General features: G+C 70.7%; 17 protein-coding genes and 1 pseudogene. 3 read left to right on the top strand and 15 right to left on the bottom strand.

The annotated features are described in order from the left end of the window. Positions 1-103: 103 nt before the first annotated feature. The 9 genes and pseudogenes from ACWGKU_RS26015 to arc all read right to left on the bottom strand — a co-directional run bounded on the left by ACWGKU_RS26015 (position 104) and on the right by arc (position 9,923). On the bottom strand, positions 104-1,420 hold the full coding sequence (locus ACWGKU_RS26015; RefSeq protein WP_401047283.1) for an FKBP-type peptidyl-prolyl cis-trans isomerase: 1,317 nt from the start codon (positions 1,418-1,420) through the stop codon (positions 104-106). A 202-nt stretch (positions 1,421-1,622) separates the two neighbouring features. Beyond that, positions 1,623-2,612, bottom strand: coding sequence for an FKBP-type peptidyl-prolyl cis-trans isomerase (locus ACWGKU_RS26010; RefSeq protein ID WP_452177270.1), 990 nt, complete (start codon positions 2,610-2,612; stop codon positions 1,623-1,625). Between the two features lie 136 nt (positions 2,613-2,748). Then, on the bottom strand, positions 2,749-4,110 hold the full coding sequence (gene pafA / locus ACWGKU_RS26005; protein ID WP_387693002.1) for a Pup--protein ligase: 1,362 nt from the start codon (positions 4,108-4,110) through the stop codon (positions 2,749-2,751). Between the two features lie 121 nt (positions 4,111-4,231). Next, positions 4,232-4,987 (bottom strand): proteasome subunit alpha, encoded by a 756-nt coding sequence (prcA, locus tag ACWGKU_RS26000; protein ID WP_401047277.1) that lies wholly within the window; start codon positions 4,985-4,987, stop codon positions 4,232-4,234. A gap of 31 nt (positions 4,988-5,018) precedes the next feature. Further along, the gene (gene prcB, locus ACWGKU_RS25995) at positions 5,019-5,816 is read right to left on the bottom strand and encodes a proteasome subunit beta (RefSeq protein ID WP_452177303.1); all 798 of its coding nucleotides are present in this window, start codon (positions 5,814-5,816) and stop codon (positions 5,019-5,021) included. Beyond that, positions 5,813-5,890 (bottom strand): annotated as a pseudogene (locus ACWGKU_RS25990) (endonuclease VII domain-containing protein); the annotation flags it as partial. The gene prcB and the pseudogene ACWGKU_RS25990, both read right to left, overlap by 4 nt. A 133-nt stretch (positions 5,891-6,023) precedes the next feature. Further along, on the bottom strand, positions 6,024-6,242 hold the full coding sequence (locus tag ACWGKU_RS25985; RefSeq protein WP_188299085.1) for a ubiquitin-like protein Pup: 219 nt from the start codon (positions 6,240-6,242) through the stop codon (positions 6,024-6,026). A gap of 174 nt (positions 6,243-6,416) precedes the next feature. Continuing rightward, the gene (gene dop / locus ACWGKU_RS25980) at positions 6,417-7,928 is read right to left on the bottom strand and encodes a depupylase/deamidase Dop (protein ID WP_452177269.1); all 1,512 of its coding nucleotides are present in this window, start codon (positions 7,926-7,928) and stop codon (positions 6,417-6,419) included. Between the two features lie 228 nt (positions 7,929-8,156). Continuing rightward, a complete protein-coding gene (gene arc / locus ACWGKU_RS25975) occupies positions 8,157-9,923 on the bottom strand; it encodes a proteasome ATPase (RefSeq protein WP_359901182.1) in 1,767 nt (588 codons plus the stop codon). A 286-nt stretch (positions 9,924-10,209) separates the two neighbouring features. On the opposite strand from arc, the gene ACWGKU_RS25970 reads away from it, so the two are divergent. Continuing rightward, on the top strand, positions 10,210-10,515 hold the full coding sequence (locus ACWGKU_RS25970) for a ferredoxin (RefSeq protein ID WP_359901185.1): 306 nt from the start codon (positions 10,210-10,212) through the stop codon (positions 10,513-10,515). A 56-nt stretch (positions 10,516-10,571) separates the two neighbouring features. Here the strand turns inward: ACWGKU_RS25970 and ACWGKU_RS25965 are convergent, their stop codons facing one another. The 3 genes from ACWGKU_RS25965 to ACWGKU_RS25955 form a co-directional block, all read right to left on the bottom strand. Further along, positions 10,572-11,234, bottom strand: a complete 663-nt coding sequence (locus ACWGKU_RS25965) for a hypothetical protein (RefSeq protein WP_452177268.1) — start codon at positions 11,232-11,234, stop codon at positions 10,572-10,574. Between the two features lie 85 nt (positions 11,235-11,319). Next, entirely contained in the window at positions 11,320-12,279 is a 960-nt protein-coding gene (locus ACWGKU_RS25960; RefSeq protein ID WP_452177267.1) for a tRNA (adenine-N1)-methyltransferase, read from the bottom strand. Positions 12,280-12,339: 60 nt separating this feature from the next. Beyond that, positions 12,340-13,557: a site-2 protease family protein gene (locus tag ACWGKU_RS25955; RefSeq protein WP_452177302.1), complete on the bottom strand. Its 1,218-nt coding sequence runs from the start codon at positions 13,555-13,557 to the stop codon at positions 12,340-12,342. A 160-nt stretch (positions 13,558-13,717) separates the two neighbouring features. Between ACWGKU_RS25955 and ACWGKU_RS25950 the strand changes: the two genes are divergently transcribed. Further along, complete coding sequence (locus tag ACWGKU_RS25950) at positions 13,718-14,617, top strand: RecB family exonuclease (protein ID WP_380544695.1); 900 nt, start codon at positions 13,718-13,720, stop codon at positions 14,615-14,617. Then, on the top strand, positions 14,618-15,289 hold the full coding sequence (locus ACWGKU_RS25945) for a response regulator (protein WP_188299078.1): 672 nt from the start codon (positions 14,618-14,620) through the stop codon (positions 15,287-15,289). A 97-nt stretch (positions 15,290-15,386) separates the two neighbouring features. On the opposite strand, the gene ACWGKU_RS25940 is transcribed toward ACWGKU_RS25945, so the two are convergent. From ACWGKU_RS25940 to metH, 3 genes are all read right to left on the bottom strand, one after another. Continuing rightward, positions 15,387-16,913 (bottom strand): ABC transporter substrate-binding protein, encoded by a 1,527-nt coding sequence (locus ACWGKU_RS25940; protein ID WP_359901198.1) that lies wholly within the window; start codon positions 16,911-16,913, stop codon positions 15,387-15,389. 299 nt (positions 16,914-17,212) lie between these two features. After that, positions 17,213-17,917 (bottom strand): HAD family hydrolase, encoded by a 705-nt coding sequence (locus tag ACWGKU_RS25935; protein WP_359901201.1) that lies wholly within the window; start codon positions 17,915-17,917, stop codon positions 17,213-17,215. 140 nt (positions 17,918-18,057) lie between these two features. Next, on the bottom strand, positions 18,058-21,570 hold the full coding sequence (metH, locus tag ACWGKU_RS25930; protein ID WP_452177266.1) for a methionine synthase: 3,513 nt from the start codon (positions 21,568-21,570) through the stop codon (positions 18,058-18,060). Positions 21,571-21,647: the final 77 nt, after the last annotated feature.

Here is a 21,647-nt window from a genome sequence, read left to right as displayed (position 1 = left end):
CCGTTCTTCCCGGACCACGGTACGGGCGCCCGCCGCCCGTCCGGGCCCGGCCACGCGGCCGGACCCGGAGGTCACACGTACACCATTGTCACCCGAAAGTGGATCAGCCCTGACCCGCGTCGAGGATGTCCACCACGAAGACCAGCGTCGCGCCGGGCGGGATGTCGCCCTGGCCCTTGTCGCCGTAGCCCAGCGAGGCGGGGATCACCAGCTCGACCCGGCTGCCGACGGTCTGGCCCTCCAGGCCCTGGTCCCAGCCCTGGATGACCTGGCCGCCGCCGACCGGGAAGGTGAACGCCTGGCCCTTGCTGAGCGAGGAGTCGAACACCTTGCCGCTGGAGAACAGCGCGCCGGTGTACTGGACGACGACCTTCTCGCCCTTCTCCACCTTCGGCCCGGTGCCCTTGATCAGGACGTGCGACTTCAGCTCGGTCGGGTCCTTCGCGCCGGCCACCGGGGTGATCTCGGCCGGCTTCTTGCCGTTGTCCTTGACCTGCGGGAAGTCCGCCGGCGGCGGGGTGACGGTTCCGCTCACCACGGCGTCGGGCGCGTTGGCGTTGCGGACGTCGATCACGAAGATCAGGTCGTCCTTGGGGCCGATCGACATGTCGGCCTTGCCCTGGGCGCCGAACGCGGCGGCCGGCGGGGCCACCACCAGCAGCCGGCTGCCGGCCTTCTTGCCGATCACGGCCTGGTCCAGGGCCGGGATCAGCGCGTCGGTGCCGGCCTGGAAGATCTGCGGCTTCCCGTCGGCGTCGTACGAGCTCGGGATGTCCTTGCCGGTGTTCCAGTCCTTGGCGGTGTAGTCCACCGAGGCCCAGGAGTTCTTCTCCACCTTGGCGCCGGTGCCCTCGGTGAGCACCTTGACGACGAAGGAGCCGTCGGAGGCCTCGCCCGGCACCTGGATCTCGGCCTTCTTGCCGAAGTCCCCGGCGACCGTCGGCAGCACCTTGGCGCTGTCCTTGATCGGCGGCACCGGGTCGGCGGTCGGCGTGGGCGGCGCGCTCTTGGCCGCGTCCGGCTTGGCCGCGGCGCTGTCCTTGGAGCCGTCCTTGTTCACCACGTAGAGCGTGATGCCGCTGCCGACCAGCAGCAGGGCCAGCACCGTACCGAGGATCACGCCCAGCTTGCCGACACCGGGCGGGTTCTCGTCGTACCCGGCCTCCGAGCTGTCGGTCTTGCGCACGTTGGAGGCGAAGATCTGCGGGGCGTCGTCGTCCGTCTTCGTTCCGCCCGCGGGGCGCGGCGCCTCGCCGGGCTGCGCCCAGCCGGCCTGCTGCGCCAGGATCGCCGGGGGGACGACGATCGACTCGCGGTCCCCGCCGACCGGGCCGCCGGGACGGGAGGCGGCCGGGTCACCCGCAGAGCTGTCGTTCGCCGCGGTACCGGCCCCGCCCGGGCTCGGCGTCTTCTCAGTCATGACTCCCCATCCATCTCGCCACGAGGTCTTCCAGGTCTGCGTCCGGCGTGGGCACGCCGGCCTGCTGCCGCACCGCCCGCCCGGACCTCGGCACCGGGCGGCGCCTGCCACAGTGCGTGGGCAGTATGACAGCTCAGGATGAGGGCGGACGCTTCGCTGTACGAGCGTCCGCCCAAGCGTACGGAATCCCCGGGGTGAGTTCCTAGACCGCTTCGAGAATGTCGATCACGAAGACCAGCGTCGAGTTCGCCGGCACCGAGCCCTGCGCCTTGTCCTGGTAGCCGAGCGCCGGCGGGACCACCAGCAGGACCCGGCTGCCGACGTTCTGCCCGACCAGGCCCTTGTCCCAGCCCTCGATCACGCTGCCGGTGCCGATCTGCACCGCCTGCGCGCCGCCGTGCGTCCAGGAGGAGTCGAACTGCTGGCCGTTGGCCCACAGCACCCCGGTGTACTGCACCACCAGGGTCTGCCCGCTCTTGACCTGCTTGCCCTCGCCCTTGATCAGCACCGCCTGCTGGAGGTCGGCGGGCGCGGCCTGCCCTTCCGGGATCGTGATCGTCACCGGCGCCTTGCCGTTGTCCTTGACCTGCGGCAGCGTGGCGGGCGGCTCGGTCATCGTCCCGGTGAGCGTGGAGTCCGGCGGCAGGCTCTCCATGATGTCCAGCACGAACACCACGGTGTCGCCCTTGCTGACGCCCAGCTGGCTGGAGCCCTGCTCGCCGAAGGCCGCCTCCGGCGGGGCCACCACCAGCAGCCGGGAGCCCACCTTCTTGCCGATCACGCTCTGGTCCAGCGCCGGCACCAGCTGCCCGCTGCCGGCCTGGTAGAGCTGCGGCTTGCCGTTGGCGTCGTACGAGCTCGGCAGGTCCTTGCCGGTGGTCCAGTCCTTGGCGGTGTAGTTGACCGTCACCCAATCGCCCTTGTTGACGGTCGCCCGCTCACCCTCGATGACCGTGTTCACCACGAACTGGCCGCTGGGCTGCTGGCCCTCGGGAATGGTGATGGTGGCCTTGCTGCCGAATCCGCCACCCGAAAGAGTGGGCATCGGCGACGCCTCGCCGACCGGCGCGGGCACCGTCGGGGCGGCGCTCGCCGTGGACGGCGTCGCCGGGCCGGCCGCCTTGGGGGAACTGCTGCAGGCGACCGCGAGCAGCAACGGCAGGGTGAGAAGCAAACCGGCGGTGCGGCGCACGGTGGTCCTAACTGTCGGTCGAAGTCGGCTCTCCTGACTCGACGGACAGCGTATGCCCGGCACGCGTCCGGCCCCGGTAGACACCACCGGGGCCGGCCACCGCCTTGATCACAAAGCCTCGATCACACCGCCTCCGCTACATCCCCGCGATCAGCTTCTCCACCCGCTCGTCCACCGAGCGGAACGGGTCCTTGCACAGCACCGTGCGCTGCGCCTGGTCGTTCAGCTTCAGGTGCACCCAGTCCACCGTGAAGTCCCGGCGCTGCTCCTGCGCCCGGCGGATGAAGTCCCCGCGCAGCCGCGCCCGGGTGGTCTGCGGCGGGATCGACTTGGCCTCGAAGGTCTTGAGGTCGGTGGTCACCCGCTGCGCCTGGCCCTTGCCCTGGAGCAGGTAGAACAGGCCGCGGCGGCGGTGGATGTCGTGGTACGCGAGGTCGATCTGGGCCACCCGCGGGTTGGACATGCTCATCCCGTGCTTCTCGCGGTAGCGCTCGATGAGCTTGTACTTCATGATCCAGTCGATCTCCTGGGCCACCCCGTCCAGCCGCTCGGTGCGGACGGCCTCCAGGGTGCGGCCCCACAGGTCGAGCACCCGGCCGACGGTGCCGGTGTTGATGCCCTTGCGGTCCGCGAACTCCAGGGCCTTCGTGTAGTACTCCTCCTGGATGTCCAGCGCGCTGGCCTCCCGGCCGTTGGCGAGCCGCACCTGGTGGGTGCCGGTGAGGTCGTGGCTGACCTCGCGGATCGCCCGGATCGGGTTCTCCAGGGTGAGGTCGCGCATCACCACGCCGGCCTCGATCAGCCGCAGCACCAGGTCGGTGGAGCCGACCTTGAGCAGCGTCGTGGTCTCGGACATGTTGGAGTCGCCGACGATCACGTGCAGCCGGCGGTAGCGCTCGGCGTCCGCGTGCGGCTCGTCCCGGGTGTTGATGATCGGGCGCGAGCGGGTGGTGGCGGAGCTGACGCCCTCCCAGATGTGCTCGGCCCGCTGGCTGACGCAGTACACCGCGCCGCGCGGGGTCTGGAGCACCTTGCCCGCGCCGCAGATCAGCTGCCGGGTGACCAGGAACGGGATCAGCACGTCGGCGAGCCGGGAGAACTCGCCGTGCCGGGCCACACAGTAGTTCTCGTGGCAGCCGTAGGAGTTCCCGGCCGAGTCGGTGTTGTTCTTGAAGAGGTAGACGTCCCCCGCGATGCCCTCCTCGTGCAGCCGCCGCTCGGCGTCCACCAGGAGGCCTTCGAGGATCCGCTCGCCGGCCTTGTCGTGCGTCACCAGCTCGACGACGTCGTCGCACTCGGGGGTGGCGTACTCGGGGTGGGAGCCGACGTCGAGGTAGAGGCGGGCGCCGTTGCGCAGGAAGACGTTGCTGCTTCGGCCCCAGGAGACGACCCGGCGGAACAGGTACCGCGCGACCTCGTCCGGTGACAGCCGCCGCTGCCCGCGGAACGTGCAGGTCACGCCGTACTCGTTCTCCAGCCCGAAAATCCGGCGGTCCATGAGCACTCCATTCTCTGTCGGAGCTGTCCGAAACCGCCTCCACGACGGCTGGGCCGCCGCAGGGGCACCGGAGTCCCGCACGACGGCGGCGGGGCCGCCGTACGGAACTCCACAGGTACTGCTACACCGGCGTGCCGCCCGCCGGGTTGTCGTCGTCGTCCGCCTCGGCGGACTGGTCCCCGTCGAGCAGCCGGCCCAGCTGGTTGCCCAGGATCCGCTTGAACTTGCGCTGCTGGAACCGCTGGCGGTCGAGGACCGCGACCTCCAGCTGTTCCGGCGTGAGGCTGCGCGGGCTGCCGCCGTTGGGGTCGCGGGCGAGCGAGTCCACCGCGACCTTCACCGCCTCGGTGAGGCTCAGGCCGGCCCGGTGGCGCTGGCCCAGGTAGTTGCCGATCGAGTCGGCGTTGCCGCCGACCACCACGTAGTTCTTCTCGTCCACGACCGAGCCGTCCGGCGTGAGCCGGTAGATCTGGTCGTTGTCGGAGGTGCGGCCGACCTCGGCCACGATCAGCTCGACCTCGTACGGCTTCTCGCCGACCGAGGAGAAGATGGTGCCCAGGGTCTGGGCGTACACGTTGGCCAGGCCCCGGGCCGTGACGTCGGCCCGGTCGTAGGAGTAGCCGCGCAGATCGGCGTAGCGGACGCCGCCGATGCGCAGGTTCTCGAACTCGTTGTAGCGGCCGACCGCCGCGAAGGCGATCTTGTCGTAGATCTCGGAGACCTTGTGGAGCGCCCTGGAGGTGTTCTCCGCGACGAAGACGATGCCGTCGGCGTAGGTGAGCACGACCACGCTGCGGCCGCGCGCGATGCCCTTGCGGGCGTACTCCGCGCGGTCCGCCATGGCCTGCTGGGGTGAGACGTAGAACGGTGTCGACACCGGCGGTCGTCCCTTTCCTGTGAGGTGGTGGCTAGATCAGCGGGGCCTGCGGGCCGTTGGGCCGGGCCAGGCGCTCGTCGGTGATGGCGACGGCGACCTCCGTGACCTCCGCCTCGGTGAGTCGGCGGAACCCGTCCTCGGTGATCAGCGAGACGATCGGGAAGATCTTGCGGGCGAGGTCCGGGCCGCCGGTGGCGGAGTCGTCGTCGGCCGCGTCGTACAGCGCCTGGACGACCATGATGACGGCCTGGTCGGCCGTCAGCCCCTCGCTGTAGAGCTTCTTCATCGAGCCGCGCGCGAAGACCGAGCCCGAGCCGGTGGCGGTGAAGCCGCGCTCCTCGGACCGCCCGCCGGTGACGTCGTAGTTGAAGATCCGGCCGCGGCCGAGGTCCAGGTCGTAGCCGGCGAACAGCGGCACCACCGCGAGGCCCTGCATCGCCATGCCCAGGTTGCCCCGGATCATGGTGGTGAGCCGGTTGGCCTTGCCCTCCAGGGAGAGCGTGGTGCCCTCGATCTTCTCGTAGTGCTCGAGCTCCAGTTGGAACAGCCGGACCATCTCGATCGCGAGGCCCGCGGTGCCGGCCACGCCGACCGCGCTGAACTCGTCGGCCGGGAACACCTTCTCCATGTCGCGCTGGGCGATCACGTTGCCCATCGTGGCCCGGCGGTCACCCGCGATGACCACGCCGCCGTCGAAGGTCGCGGCCACGATCGTGGTCCCGTGCGGGGCCTCGACCACGGCGCCCTCGGGGAGCCCGCGGCGACCGGGGACCAGCTCCGGCTTGTGCTCGGCGAGGAAGTCGATGAACGAGGACGACCCCGGGGTCAGGAAGGCAGCCGGTAGACGCCCGGTGCCACGAGTGTTGGCTTCCACACGATTCCTTCCAGGTAGCTTGAAGCGCGCGCTGCCCGCACCCTACCCGCCCGACGATCACTGTCCACGGGTGGAGGGGCCGGTGCCGGACGGCCGGGCGGTGCTCGCCGCCCGGCCGCCCCGGACGGTCGCGACCGTGAATTCGGAATGCCCGGGTGCGGGCTATTGCCCGCCCTTCTGGACGAATCCGCGCACGAAATCCTCGGCATTCGACTCGAGGACCTCGTCGATTTCGTCCAGCACCGCGTCGACGTCGTCGCTCAGCTTTTCCTGGCGCTCCTTGAGGTCGTCGGAATTCTGGCTTTCCGCGGCCTGCTCCTCGACCTCCTCGGAGGAACGGTTTGCCCGCTGCTGGCCGCCGCCGGTGTCCTTGCTCGCCATTTCCCTCACCCCGCTCGATTCGTCTGGCACGGTTCGGTCGTTGCTTGCTGCACCGACCCTATACACAAGGTGCGACTGCCGCTCCCGGTTTGCCGGTGGCGCTTCCTGTCCAACACCCGCTGCCACCCCGGATGATTCCCATTCGGCGGACGTTCACCCATGGTGATCGAAAAGTTACCCGCCGGCCAGCACCCGGAGCAGGTCCTCGGCCGTGCGGCAGCGGTCCAGCAGCTCCTTGACGTGGTTGCGGGTGCCGCGCAGCGGCTCCAGGGTGGGGACGCGCTGCAACGAGTCCCGGCCGGGCAGGTCGAAGATCACCGAGTCCCAGGAGGCCGCCGCGACGTGGTCCGCGTACTGCTCCAGACAGCGACCGCGGAAGTACGCCCTGGTGTCCTCCGGCGGCTTGGAGACGGCCCGCTCGACCTCGTCCTCGGTGACCAGCCGCTCGAACCGCCCGCGGGCCACCAGACGGTTGTAGAGGCCCTTCTCGGGCCGCACGTCGCTGTACTGGAGGTCGACCAGGTGCAGCCGCGGGTTGTCCCACTCCAGGGTGTCCCGGCTGCGGTAGCCCTCCAGGATCTCCCGCTTGGCGATCCAGTCCAGCTGCCGGGACAGCGACATCGGGTCGCGCTCCAGCCGGCCCAGGACGTCCTCCCAGCGCGCCAGCACGTCCACCGTCTGCTCGTCCGCGTCGGCGCCGAAGCGGTCCTCCACGTACTTGCGGGCCAGCTCGAAGTACTCCAGCTGGAGCTGGACGGCGGTGAGCCGGCGCCCGTTGCGCAGGGTGATCAGGTGCTTGAGCGTCGGGTCGTGGGAGACCCGGTGCAGGGTGCGCACCGGCTGGTCCACCGCGAGGTCGGCGGCGATGAAGGAGTCCTCGATCATCGACAGGACCAGCGAGGTGGTGCCCAGCTTGAGGTAGGTGGAGATCTCGGAGAGGTTGGCGTCCCCGATGATCACGTGCAGTCGGCGGTACTTCTCGGCGTCGGCGTGCGGCTCGTCCCGGGTGTTGATGATCGGGCGCTTGAGCGTCGTCTCCAGGCCCACCTCGACCTCGAAGTAGTCCGCCCGCTGGCTGATCTGGAAACCGTGCGCGGAGCCGTCCTGGCCGATGCCGACCCGGCCGGCGCCGGTGACCACCTGGCGGGAGACGAAGAACGGGGTGAGGTGGCGGACGATGTCGGCGAACGGTGTCGCCCGCTTCATCAGGTAGTTCTCGTGGGTGCCGTAGGAGGCGCCCTTGTTGTCGGTGTTGTTCTTGTAGAGGTGGATGGTCTGCCCGTTGGGCAGTTCCAGCGCGCGTTGTGCCGCGGCCGCCATGATCCGCTCGCCGGCCTTGTCCCAGAGCACGGCGTCACGCGGGTTGGTCACCTCGGGCGAGCTGTACTCGGGGTGCGCGTGGTCCACGTAGAACCGGGCCCCGTTGGTGAGGATGACGTTGGCGAGGCCGATGTCCTCGTCGGTCAGCTGGCTGGCGTCCGCGACCTCGCGGGCCAGGTCGAACCCCCGTGCGTCGCGCAGCGGGTTCTCCTCCTCGAAGTCCCAGCGGGCCCGCCGTGCCCGGTGCATCGCCGCCGCGTACGCGTTGACGATCTGGGACGAGGTGAGCATGGCGTTGGCGTTGGGGTGCCCGGGCACGGAGATCCCGTACTCGGTCTCGATGCCCATCACGCGCCGTACGGTCATGCGGCCCTCCTTGCCCGGTGCGCCGCCCCCGACGGGCGGAGCACGCTGACGTACCGCCGAACAACACCGACGCCGGGCCTCTGCCCGCGGACGGTGGGTCGAGCCTAGAACCCGGCGCCGAGCGGCGGGCCCGGAGACGCGCCGTCCGGCTGCGGGGCCGCGAGGCGCCACAGCCGGACGGTGTGCGTACAGCTCCGGGGACCGCTGCCGGCCCGGACAACCGCGTGCTTACAGGTACTGCCCCGTGTTGGCGACAGTGTCGATCGAGCGGCCGGACTCGGCGCCCTGCTTGCCGGTGACCAGCGTGCGGATGAAGACGATCCGCTCGCCCTTCTTGCCGGAGATGCGGGCCCAGTCGTCCGGGTTGGTGGTGTTCGGGAGGTCCTCGTTCTCCTTGAACTCGTCCACGCAGGCGGCGAGCAGGTGGGAGACGCGCAGACCGCGCTGACCGTGGTCGAGGAAGTCCTTGATGGCCATCTTCTTCGCGCGGTCGACGATGTTCTGGATCATCGCGCCGGAGTTGAAGTCCTTGAAGTACAGGACCTCCTTGTCACCGTTGGCGTAGGTGACCTCCAGGAAGCGGTTCTCCTCGGTCTCGGAGTACATCCGCTCCACCACCGACTGGATCATCGCGGCCACCGTGGCCCCGACGGAGCTGTCGTGCTCCTTGAGGTCGTCCGGGTGGAACGGCAGCGAGTCCTTGAGGTACTTGGAGAAGATGTCCTTCGCGGCCTCGGCGTCCGGGCGCTCGATCTTGATCTTGACGTCCAGGCGGCCGGGCCGCAGGATCGCCGGGTCGATCATGTCCTCGCGGTTGGAGGCGCCGATGACGATGACGTTCTCCAGGCCCTCCACGCCGTCGATCTCGGCGAGCAGCTGCGGGACGATGGTGTTCTCCACGTCCGAGCTGACACCGGAGCCGCGGGTGCGGAACAGCGACTCCATCTCGTCGAAGAAGACGATGACGGGCGTGCCCTCGCCCGCCTTCTCCCGGGCCCGCTGGAAGACCAGGCGGATCTGCCGCTCGGTCTCGCCCACGTACTTGTTGAGCAGCTCGGGGCCCTTGATGTTGAGGAAGTAGCTCTTCCCCTGGGGGCGGCCGGTGACCTCGGCGACCTTCTTGGCCAGCGAGTTGGCGACCGCCTTGGCGATCAGCGTCTTGCCGCAGCCGGGCGGGCCGTAGAGCAGCACGCCCTTGGGCGGGCGCAGCTCGTACTCCTTGAAGAGGTCGGCGTGCAGGTAGGGCAGCTCGACCGCGTCGCGGATCAGCTCGATCTGGTTGCTCAGACCGCCGATCTGGCGGTAGTCGATGTCCGGGACCTCTTCGAGCACCAGCTCCTCGACCTCGGACTTCGGGACGACCTCGAAGACGTAGCCGGAGCGGGGCTCCAGCAGCAGGGCGTCCCCGGACCGGATGGTCAGCCCACGCAGCGGTTCGGCGAGGCGCACCACCCGCTCCTCGTCGGTGTGCCCCAGCACCAGGGCGCGCTCGCCGTCCTCCAGGAGCTCCTTGAGGGTGACGATCTCGCCGATGTTCTCGAAGGCCATCGCGTCCACGATGTTGAGGGCCTCGTTGAGCATCACTTCCTGGCCGCGCCGCACCTCGTCGAGGGCGACGCTCGGGCTGACGTTCACGCGGAGCTTGCGCCCGCCGGTGAAGATGTCCGCGGTGCCGTCCTCGTTCGCGTCGAGGAAGGTGCCGAAGCCGGCCGGGGGCTGTGCCAGCCGGTCCACTTCCTCCTTGAGGGCCACGATCTGGTCGCGGGCCTCTCGCAGGGTGGAGGCGAGCCGTTCGTTCTGGGCGGTCACGCCCGCCAGGTTGGTCTGGAGCTCGACGATCCGCTCTTCGAGGATCCTCGAATTGCGCGGCGAGTCGGCGAGCTTGCGGCGCAACACGGCGATTTCCTGCTCAAGGTACGAGACCTGAGCGGCCTCGTCGGAACCACGAGCGGGCCTGCCGGTGCTGCGGTTGTAGTCGTCATCGTGGGCTGCCACGGTCCTCACCTCCTCCGGGGAGCTGGACGCTTCCAGACCCTACCTGGGACCAGGGGTCCGTAAACCCCTAGATCAAGAAAGATGGAACGGGCGTGTCCGATCTTCGCCCCAGCGTGCTTCCCCTCTGCTAAGGGGGATACCCACCGCGCACCACCCAAAGCGGGCCAGATGTATCGTCGAGCGAAGTGATATCCGATCGCGACCACAAGTCGAGGTCCGATCGTTGTACGAATGGCGGGATTGCTCCAGGAATAGGGGCGACCCGGGACAGAAACGGCAGGGGACCATGTCGGTGACCGAGCAGACGGCGGCAGCGGCCGAAGAGCTGGAGGTGTGGATCGACCAGGATCTGTGCACCGGCGACGGCATCTGCGTGCAGTACGCGCCCGAGGTCTTCGAGCTCGACATCGACGGGCTGGCCTATGTGAAGGGGCCGGACGACGAGCTGCGCCAGCAGCCCGGGGAGACCGCCCCGGTGTCGCTGACGATCCTTCAGGACGTGGTGGACTCGGCGAAGGAGTGCCCCGGCGACTGCATCCACGTGCGCCGGGTCGCCGACCGGGTCGAGGTGTACGGGCCGGACGCGGAGTAGCCGGCCCGCGGATCAGCGGGTCCGCGCGGTGGTCGATCCGCGCGGTGGTCGGTCCGTCACACGGCGGAGACCGGGGCGGCGGTCTGGGAGCGATCCCAGCCGCCGCCCCTGTGCGTCCAGGTGAGGTCGACCGAGATGTCGGGCCGGAACCGCGGCACGTCCTCGCTCGAATACCCCTGCGCGTGGCCGGTGATGGCGCCGTCCGAACGCACCGCGATCCGGCTCACGGTGAGGTTCTCGCGCTCGGGCAGCAGCGTGGCCACCACCTCCGGGCGCCCGCCCGGGCCGAAGCCGAGCAGCAGGACGGCGTCCGGCGGGGTGCCGGTCTCGGTGGCGCAGTGCGCGGTGACCACCGTGGCGGGGCGCCCGTCGCCGAGCCGCGCGGACACGCTGAGCGCCGTTTTGACCGGGAACGGGCCGCAGTCCAGCGGGAGTTGGACCTGGGCCGGGTCGGGGCCCGCGCTCACCGCGAGGGACGTGGGCACGGGGTGCGCGGGCACCGGGGTGCCGGTCGCCGGGGAGGCCGCCAGCGCGGCCCCCACCACCGCGCCGCAGCCGGCCAGGGCGACGGCCCAGTGCCAGGGGGCGGTGCGCGCGTGCCCGGGCCCGGAGCGGCTCCGCGGTGTCCGCTGTCCAGCCGTCGCCGTCGTCGTCCCGACCGCGGTCTCCACCAGGCGTCCCCTCCAGAGCTCCAGGAGCTGGTCTGCGTGCGCGAGCATCGTCCCACACCGTGATCGGCGGGATGCGAAAGGGGTGGTACGAGCGGTGTGCTCGTACCACCCCTTTCGCGGTGGGTTTCGGGGCTCAGCCCAGGTCGGGCTGATCCGTCTCCGTGTCGCGGGCGGCCTTGCGGGCGGCGGCGCGCTCCTGGAGGGTGGGCTCGGGCGCCCCGTTGTCGTAGTCCTCGCCGTACGCGCCCTTGGCCGGACGGCGGCGGCGCAGCGGCGGCTCCACACCGTCCGCCAGGCGGCGGGCGGTGAGCAGGAAGCCGGTGTGGCCGATCATCCGGTGGTCCGGGCGGACCGCCAGGCCCTCCAGGTGCCAGGTGCGGACCATGGTCTCCCAGGCCTGCGGCTCGGTGAAGGTGCCGTGGTCGCGCAGCGCCTCGACGGTCCTGGACATCTGCGTGGTGGTGGCCACGTAGCAGCAGATGAGGCCGCCGGGGACGAGCGCCTCGGAGGCGACGTCCAGGCACTCCCAGGGGGCCAGCATGTCGAGGATGACGCGGTCGACGTCGGTCTCGACCAGGTTGTCCTGGAGGTCGCCGACGGTGAGCTTCCACGCCGGGTGCGGGCCGCCGAAGTAGCGCTCGACGTTCCCCTGGGCGATGTCGGCGAAGTCCTGCCGGCGCTCGTAGGAGGCCAGCATGCCGTGCTCGCCGACGGCGCGCAGCAGGTACATGCTGAGCGCGCCGGACCCGACGCCGGCCTCGATCACGCGGGCACCCGCGAAGATGTCGGCCATGGCCAGGATCTGGCCGGCGTCCTTGGGGTAGATCACGGCGGCGCCGCGCGGCATGGACAGGACGTAGTCGGGGAGCAGGGGGCGCAGCGCGAGGTACGGGACGTTCCCCGTGGTGCGCACGACCGTGCCCTCGGGAGCGCCGATCAGCTCGTCATGCGGGAACGCACCCTTGTGGGTGTGGAACTGGTTCCCGGCCTGGAGCGTGAACGTGTAGTGGCGACCCTTGGGATCGGTCAGCTGGACCTGGTCCCCGACCTGGAAGGGCCCGCGTCTGCGGGCGGCACCGGTCGGTTCGGACATGCCGACAATCCTAAGGGAAGCGGAGCCTCCCGCCCTACCACCATGATCAGCGGCCGTCGGTCAGCGGCCGGAGACGGCGGCGGTCAGCCGCTGCTCGATGTCGCTGAGCGAGGCGACGCCGTACACCCGGCCGTCCGCCTCGACCACCAGGTACTCCCCCGCCGGGGTGGCCTGGACGGCCCGCAGCAGGTCCTCGCCGCCGAGGTCGGCGCTCAGCCGCATCCCGGGTTCGAGGTCGCGGGCGAGCGGTCCGACGGCCACCCAGGGGCGGCGGTGCTCGGGCACCGACCGGACGGCGGCCTCGCGCACGAGGGCGATCGGCTCGCCCCGGCCGTCCACCACGATCACCGCGCCGGCCCGGGCCTCGCGGGCGCGGCGCAGCGCCTCGCCCAGCGGGGTGTCGGCGGTGACCTCGACGGCCCGCCGGGCCAGCTCGCGCAGCCGCAGGCCGGGCAGCACCTCCTTGAGCCGGGCGTTGCGCAGGCTGCCGGTGGCACCGTTCCAGATGATCGCGGCGAGCACCGCGGCCAGCAGGGCGTCCACCAGGGTGTCGGTGGTGGTGCGCTCGACCCCGCGGGCGGCGCTCAGCAGCGGCAGGCCGATCAGCACCGCGACGGCCAGCCCGCGGCCGACCCAGGCGGCGGCCACCGTGCCGGTCATCGGCTTGCCGCTGATCGCCCAGACGACCGCGCGCAGCATCCGGCCGCCGTCCAGCGGCAGGCCGGGCAGCAGGTTGAAGGCGGCGACCACCAGGTTGGAGATCATCAGGCCGGTGAGCAGCACCCCGGGCACGGTGGAGAGCTCCACCGCCCGCACGCCGAGGTAGAAGAGGCCGCCGAGCAGCAGCGAGAGCAGCGGGCCGACGAAGGCCAGCCAGAACTCCCGCCAGGGGCTCTCCGCCTCGTTCTCGATCTCGGAGACCCCGCCGAAGAACTGCAGCTGGATCCGCCGCACCCCGAGCTTGTAGCGCAGCGCGACCAGGGTGTGGGCGAGCTCGTGCACCAGGACGGAGGCGTAGAAGGCGACCGCGAAGAAGAACGCGACCAGGTAGCGGGCGCCTCCGAGATCGGGCAGGACGTCGCCCAGCTGTCCGCCGAACACCCAGGTGATCAGTGCGGCGATGACGAACCAGGACGGGGTGACGTAGACGGGCACGCCGAAGGGCCGGCCCATCAGGATGCCGCCGCGGCGCTCGGGCGGCGCCCCGGCCGGGCGCCCGTCGCCCGCCCGCGGTGGCCGGTCGGAGGGCTGCTGCCCCCTGCTGTCGCTCACCGTGATCCCTTCGGTCGTCTCCCCCGTCGTGCCCGGTACGCCCACGCTACGTGATCGCCGCCCTCCGGCGCCGCGCGGCCCTCCCCCCGGCTTCATACCCACTCCCGCGCGTCCGTGGCAGCACCGTGGCAGCGGGATGACAGGAAAGGGCAATAGGGTCGTAGCCATGCAGCACACCGACACCAGCAGTGCCGCCGTGCGTCCGGCGGCACCCCCGACCGGGCTCTCCCCGTCCCGAGCGGGGGACTTCCTCACCTGTCCCCTGCTGTACCGGCTGCGGGTGATCGACCGGCTGCCGGAGCCGCCGAGCTCGGCGGCGACCCGGGGCACGCTGGTGCACGCGGTGCTGGAGAGGTTGTTCGACAGCCCGGCGGCCGAGCGGACGCCGGAGCGGGCGCTGGGCCTGCTGCGCCCGCAGTGGGAGCGGCTGCTGGGCGAGCGCCCGGAGCTGGGCACGCTGTTCCCCGAGGACCCGGACGGCGCGGCGCTCACCCGCTGGCTGGCGGACGCCGAGAAGCTGGTCGGCCAGTGGTTCCGGCTGGAGGACCCGACCCGGCTGCACCCGGTGGAGCGGGAGCTCTACGTGGAGACGGCCCTGGGTTCGGGGCTGCTGCTGCGCGGCTACATCGACCGGGTGGACGTCGCCCCGACCGGTGAGGTCCGGCTGGTGGACTACAAGACCGGCCGGGCGCCCTCGCGGGACTTCGAGGGCAAGGCGATGTTCCAGATGAAGTTCTACGCCCTGGTGGTGTGGCGCTGGAAGGGCGTGATCCCCAAGCGCCTCCAGCTGGTCTACCTCGGCGGCGGCGGGGACGTGGTCAGCTACGACCCGGACGAGGCCGACCTGCTCGCGGTGGAGCGCAAGCTCCAGGCGCTGTGGGAACGGATCGGCCACGCGGTGGCCACCGGGGACTTCCCGGCCACCCGCAACCGCCTCTGCGACTGGTGCGACCACCAGGCCAGCTGCCCGGAGTTCGGCGGCACCCCGCCGCCGTACCCGCTGCCGCTGGCGCGTACGTCGGATGAAAGCGATCCCACGGGGGATCCGATGAGCAAGGAGTCCTAGGTGACGATCCGAGTGCTGCTGGTCGACGACCAGCCGCTGCTGCGCACCGGTTTCCGGATGATCCTGGAGGCCGAGTCCGATCTCGTGGTGGTCGGCGAGGCCGGCGACGGCCAGCAGGCGCTGGACCAGGTGCGGGCGCTGCAGCCCGACGTGGTGCTGATGGACATCCGGATGCCCAGGATGGACGGCGTCGAGGCGACCCGCCGGATCGCCGGCCCGGGGCGGGACGGCCCGGCCAAGGTGCTGGTGCTGACCACCTTCGACCTGGACGAGTACGTGGTGGAGGCGCTGCGCGCGGGCGCCAGCGGCTTCCTGCTGAAGGACGTCCCGGCCGAGGAGCTGGTGCAGGCGATCCGGGTGGTCGCGGACGGCGCGGCGATGCTGGCGCCGAGCATCACCCGCCGGCTGCTGGACATGTACGCCACCAAGCTGCCCTCGGGCGACGAGGCGCCGCCGCAGGCGCTGAGCGCGCTGACCGAGCGCGAGCTGGAGGTGCTGAAGCTGGTGGCGCGCGGGCTGTCGAACGCGGAGATCGCGGCCGAGCTGTTCGTCAGCGAGACCACCGTGAAGACGCACGTGGGCCATGTGCTGACCAAGCTGCAGCTGCGCGACCGGGTCCAGGCGGCCGTGTACGCCTACGAGAGCGGGCTGGTGCGCCCGGGCGCCCTGTAGGGGCGGCGGCGGCCGCCCACGGCTGCTGAAACGTCACGGCGGCCCGTCCGCTCCCCCGTACCGACGGGGAAGCGGGCGGGCCGCCGTCCTGCGGGCGCTACTTGTTGGTCCGGCTGATCTCCCAGAAGCGGAAGTAGCCGGTGGTGTCGACGGTGGACTCGACGCCGGTGACGTACGAGCGGGCCGCGAAGAAGGACTTGTTCTGGTACAGCGGGATCAGCGGCACGTTGTCGGCCTCGATCTGCTGGATCTGCGCGTAGGTGGCGGCCGCGGCGCTGCGGTCGGTCTGCTTGAGACCCTCCGGCACCAGCCTTCCGCTGATCCGCGGGTCGTCCCAACCGTGGTGGTAGGCACCGCCGTTGACCAGCAGCGGGGCGAGGTAGTTGTCCGGGTCCGGGTAGTCGGCGAACCAGCCGATGACGTACGCCTGGTACCTGCCCTCGGTCCAGCCCTTGCGGTACGAGTCCCAGTCCGGCTCCTGGGCGAGCGTCACCTGGAAGAGGCCGCCGGTCTCCAGCTGCTTCTTCAGCGTCTCGGCCTCGTTGCTGCCGGCCCGCGAACGGGACCAGGTGAGGGTGAACTTGACCGGGGTCTGGACCTTGGCGTCGGCGAGGATCTTCTTCGCCTTGTTCACGTCCTGGTCGCCGTAGCGGTCGAAGAAGGCCGTGGTGTGGCCGGGCAGGCCGGCCGGGACCATGGAGTAGAGCGCCTGGACGGTGCGGGCGAAGACGTCGCGGGCCAGCGCCTTGCGGTCCATCATCTGGGCGACGGCCTGGCGGACGGCGACGTTGCTCATCAGCGGGTCCTTGGTGTTGAGGACCAGCGAACGGGTGTCGTTGCTGTCGCCCTCGGTCACCTGGAGGTCGGTCTTGCCGCCCTGCTGGTCGGAGCGGACCTGGGCGGCGGTGTTCGGCTCCAGGCTGTTGTCGGTGAGGTCGACCTCGCTCTTGTCCAGCGCGGCCTTCAGGTCCTCGGACTTGTCGAAGTACCGCACGGTGAACTTGTTGTTCCGCAGCTTGGCCTCGCCGCCGTACTTGTCGTTGGCCGACATCACGACCTTGCCCAGCTGCTTGCCGCCGTTCAGGTTCTCGACCGAGTCGATGCGGTACGGGCCGGAGCCGATCAGCTTGTCGTTGGGGACGAGCTTGTCGGCGGGGTAGACCTGGTGGTCCACGATGGCGCCGGCCGGGCTCGCCAGCTTGGCCGGCAGGGTGGCGTCGGGCGCGGAGAGGTGGAAGAGCACCTCGTTGTCGCCCTTGGCCTCGACGGACTTGATCGAGTCGAGCAGTTCGACCGGGCCGTTCGCGTCGTTGATCTTCTTGGTGCGCTCGATCGAGAAGACCACGTCCTGGGCCGTCATCGGGTGCCCGTTGGAGAACTTCAGGCCCGGCTTCAGGGTGCAGTGGTACTCGGTGGCGTCGCTACCGGTGAACTCGCAGGCCTGCGCGGCGTCCGGGGAGGGCGAGCTGGCCGCGGCCTGGAAAGTGAGCAGCGACTGGAAGGTGTTGCGCAGCAGCAGCCACGAGCCGGAGTCGTAGGCGGCGGCCGGGTCCAGGACACCGGTCAGCTGACTGGTGCCCATGGTGATCGACTTGCCGCCGTCCCCCTTGACCACGTCGGTCACCGATCCGCAACCCGTTACCGACACGGCGACCAGACCGGCGCAACCGAGTACTGCCAGGCGTTCAGCTGAAGTCTTCACGAGGCGCGTCCTTTTGGGTGGCACGAACTGGAGTAGCGTGCCATATCGAACACGCACGACCGATACCCGGGCAGATGACGTTTGGGACACGGCGGTTCAGGGCATCACGGCACGCCCGACGAGTTGTCAGCCAATGACCGTTTTCTCCCCCGGCGACTTCGCTCCGGGGGCCCGACGGGCCGCTTACCGGCGAGTAGGGCGGGGTCGCAATGAGACGACAATCACACCCGCGAAGCGACCAGGGAACGCAACAGGTCGAGGTCGACCTGCTCCAGCGACGACAGCACCAGCCGCCCCGGGGCCGGCTCGATCGCCGCCACCGAGGGCACCGCGATCACCGGGCAGCCGGCCTCCTCGCCCGCCCGCACCCCCGTCGGGGTGTCCTCGATCACCACGCAGCGGGACGGCTCCGCGCCCAGCCGCCGGGCCGCCTCCAGGTACGGGTCCGGGAACGGCTTGGTGCGCGGCACCTCGTCCCCGCCGATGGTGAAGGCGAAGTGGTGGGCCCCCAGCGAGCGCAGCACGATGTCGATCACGTGCCGGTGCGAGGCGGACACCATGGCGGCCGGAATGCCGTGCGCGGCAAGGGTGTTGAGCAGCCGCTCGGCGCCCGGCATGAGCGGCACCCCGCCGGCCAGCAGATCGACGAAGCGCTGGTTCACCAGCACGCCGAGGTCGTCCGGCGCGATGTCCGCCCCGGTCCGGGCGACCAGGTACTCCATCACCCTGGCCATCGGGCCGCCGACCACGTGGGCGCGGTCCGCCTCGTCCAGCTCGTGGCCCAGCTCGGCGAAGAGCGAGGCCTCGGCCTGCCACCAGAAGTCCTCGGTGTCCACCAGCGTCCCGTCCATGTCCAGCAGCACCGCCTGGAGCCCGCGGTCGTCCCCGTGGTCGAGGATGCGCGTGGCGGTGGGACTGGTCGTCATGGCAGGGGTCCTTCCGGCAGGCCCGGGGCGGCCCCGGGGAAGGCACGGGCCGGCCCGCAGGTGAGCGGACCGGCCCGTTCAGGATCATCAACGATACGCCCGCTTCGTCCGGAAAGAGCGAACGCGGTGGAAACCGGGCGTTACCGGGCGTTGAAGTACTTCGCCTCCGGGTGGTGGATCACGATCGCGTCGGTGGACTGCTCCGGGTGGAGCTGGAACTCCTCCGAGAGCACCACGCCGATCCGCTCCGGCCTCAGCAGGTCGGCGATCTTGGCCCGGTCCTCCAGCTCGGGGCAGGCCCCGTAGCCGAGCGAGAAGCGGGCGCCGCGGTACTTGAGCGCGAACATGTCCTTGACGTCCTGCGGGTCCTCGCCGGAGAAGCCCAGCTCGTAGCGGACCCGCGCGTGCCAGAACTCGGCCAGCGCCTCGGCCAGCTGCACCGAGAGGCCGTGCAGCTCCAGGTAGTCCCGGTAGGAGTTGCCGGCGAACAGCTCGTTGGCCGCCTCCGAGATCCGGTTGCCCATGGTGACCACCTGGAGGCCCACGACGTCCCGCACCCCGGACTCCTCCGGGCGGAAGAAGTCGGCCAGGCAGAGCCGGCGCCCGCGCCGCTGGCGCGGGAAGGTGAAGCGGGTGCGCTCGGTGCCGTCCTCGTGGAAGACGATCAGGTCGTCGCCCTTGGAGTTGGCCGGGTAGTAGCCGTAGACCACGGCGGCCTCCAGCCAGCCCTCGGTCTGCAGCCGGTCCAGCCAGGCCCGCAGCCGCGGCCGGCCCTCGGTCTCCACCAGCTCCTCGTACGAGGGGCCGTCGCCGGCGCGGGCGGCCTTCAGCCCCCACTGCCCCTTGAACAGCGCGTCCTCGTCCAGCCAGGAGGCGTAGTCCGCGAACGGGATGCCCTTGACGATCCGGTCGCCCCAGAACGGCGGGACGGGCACGGTGTTGTCGACCGTGACGTCGGAGCGGATCTGGCCGAGGTTGATCTCGGGCTCCGGCTCCTCCACCTCGACCCGGGCGTGCCGGCGCTGCTTGAGCTCCGGCAGGGTGGCGCCGGGCACGCCGCGCTTGACCGCGATCAGCGCGTCCATCAGCCGCAGGCCCTCGAAGGCGTCCCGGGCGTAGCGGACCTCGCCCTCGTAGATCTCGTGCAGGTCCTGCTCGACGTAGGCGCGGGTCAGGGCGGCGCCGCCGAGGATCACCGGGAAGTCGGCCGCCAGCTTGCGCTGGTTCAGCTCCTCCAGGTTCTCCTTCATGATCACGGTGGACTTGACCAGCAGGCCGGACATCCCGATGACGTCCGCCCGGTGCTCCTGCGCGGCGTCCAGGATCGCCGAGACCGGCTGCTTGATGCCCAGGTTGACCACGTTGTAGCCGTTGTTGGACAGGATGATGTCGACCAGGTTCTTGCCGATGTCGTGGACGTCGCCCTTGACGGTGGCCAGCACGATGGTGCCCTTGCCCTCGTCGTCGGACTTCTCCATGTGCGGCTCCAGGTGGGCCACCGCGGTCTTCATCACCTCGGCCGACTGGAGCACGAACGGCAGCTGCATCTGGCCGGAGCCGAACAGCTCGCCGACCACCTTCATGCCCGCCAGCAGGGTGCTGTTGACGATCTCCAGCGCCGGGCGCTCCGTCAGCGCCTCGTCGAGGTCGGCCTCCAGGCCGTTCCGCTCGCCGTCGATGATCCGCCGCTGGAGCCGCTCCTCCAGCGGCAGCGCGGCCAGCTCCTCCGCCTTGGAGGCCCTGACCGAGGACGAGGAGACGCCCTCGAACAGCTGCAGCAGCTTCTGGAGCGGGTCGTAGCCCTCGCTGCGGCGGTCGTACACCAGGTCGAGCGCGACCTCGCGCTGGTCCTCGGGGATCCGCGCCATCGGCAGGATCTTGGAGGCGTGCACGATCGCCGAGTCCAGGCCCGCCTCGACGCACTCGTTCAGGAAGACCGAGTTGATCACCATGCGGGCGGCCGGGCTGAGGCCGAAGGAGATGTTGGACAGGCCGAGGGTGGTCTGCACGTCCGGGTGGCGGCGCTTGAGCTCGCGGATCGCCTCGATGGTCTCGATGCCGTCCCGGCGCGACTCCTCCTGCCCGGTGCCCAGGGTGAACGCCAGGCAGTCGACCAGGATCGAGCCCTCGTCGACGCCGTACTCGCCGGTCAGCTGGGCGATCAGCCGCTCGGCGATCTCGACCTTCTTGGCGGCGGTGCGGGCCTGGCCGTCCTCGTCGATGGTCAGCGCGATCAGGCCGGCGCCGTGCTCGCGGGCCAGTGAGGCGATCCGGCCGAAGCGGGTGTCCGGGCCGTCGCCGTCCTCGTAGTTCACCGAGTTCAGCACGGCGCGCCCGCCGAGCGCCTCCAGGCCGGCCCGCAGCACCTCCGGCTCGGTGGAGTCCAGCACGATCGGCAGGGTGGAGGCGGTGGCCAGCCGGCCCGCGATCTCCTTCATGTCGGCGACGCCGTCGCGGCCGACGTAGTCCACGCAGAGGTCCAGCAGGTGGGAGCCGTCCCGGATCTGGTCCCGGGCGATCTCCACGCAGGCCTGCCAGTCGCCGGCCAGCATCGACTCGCGGAACTTCTTCGAGCCGTTGGCGTTGGTGCGCTCGCCGATCGCCAGGTACGAGGTGTCCTGCCGGAACGGAACCGCCTGGTAGAGCGAGGCCGCCGAGGGCTCGGGCCGGGGGTCGCGCGGGGCGATCGGACGGCCCTGGACCCGCTCGACCACCTGGCGCAGGTGCTCGGGGGTGGTGCCGCAGCAGCCGCCGACCAGCGAGAGGCCGTACTCGCGGGTGAACACGTCGTGGGCGTCGGCCAGTTCGGCCGGGGAGAGCGGGTAGTGGGCGCCGTCCTTGCCGAGCACCGGCAGGCCCGCGTTCGGCATGCAGGACAGACCGATCCGGGCGTTCTTGGCCAGGTAGCGCAGGTGCTCGCTCATCTCGGCCGGGCCGGTCGCGCAGTTGAGGCCGATGTAGTCCACGCCCAGCGGCTCCAGCGCGGTGAGCGCGGCGCCGATCTCCGAGCCGAGCAGCATGGTGCCGGTGGTCTCCACCGTCACCTGCACCAGCACGGGCAGGTCCAGCCCGGCCTCGGCCAGGGCCCGCTTGGAGCCCAGGATCGCGGCCTTGGTCTGCAGCAGGTCCTGGCTGGTCTCGACCAGCAGCGCGTCGGCGCCGCCGGCGATCAGGCCGGCCGCGTTCCGCTGGAAGCCGTCGCGCAGCGTCTCGTACGGGGCGTGGCCGAGGGTCGGCAGCTTGGTGCCGGGGCCGATCGAGCCGAGCACCCAGCGGGTGCGGCCGTCGGTGGCGGTGTGGGCGTCGGCCGCCTCGCGGGCGATCCGGGCGCCGGACTCGGACAGCTCGAAGATCCGCTCCGGGATCTCGTACTCGCCGAGCGCGCTGAAGTTGGCGCCGAAGGTGTTGGTCTCCACGCAGTCCACGCCCACCCCGAAGTAGGCCTCGTGGACGGACCGGACGATGTCCGGGCGGGTGACGTTGAGGACCTCGTTGCAGCCTTCGAGGTTCTGGAAGTCCTCCAGCGTCGGATCCTGCGCCTGGAGCATGGTGCCCATGGCACCGTCGGCGACCACCACCCGGGTGGCGAGCGCTTCGCGCAACGCGTTCGCGCGGCTCTGCTGAGTGATGGACGGGGTGGCTGCTGTGGCCATGGGGCTTCTCCCTGGTGCGACGGCTGTCGGCTTTGCGGACCCGCTTGCTCGGGCCCGCACGTGGCCAGGGTATCCGG

The organism is Kitasatospora sp. NPDC054768 (assembly GCF_053612025.1).
Note: the sequence above shows the minus strand (reverse complement) of the source record. Positions and strands in the feature narration are given on the sequence as shown.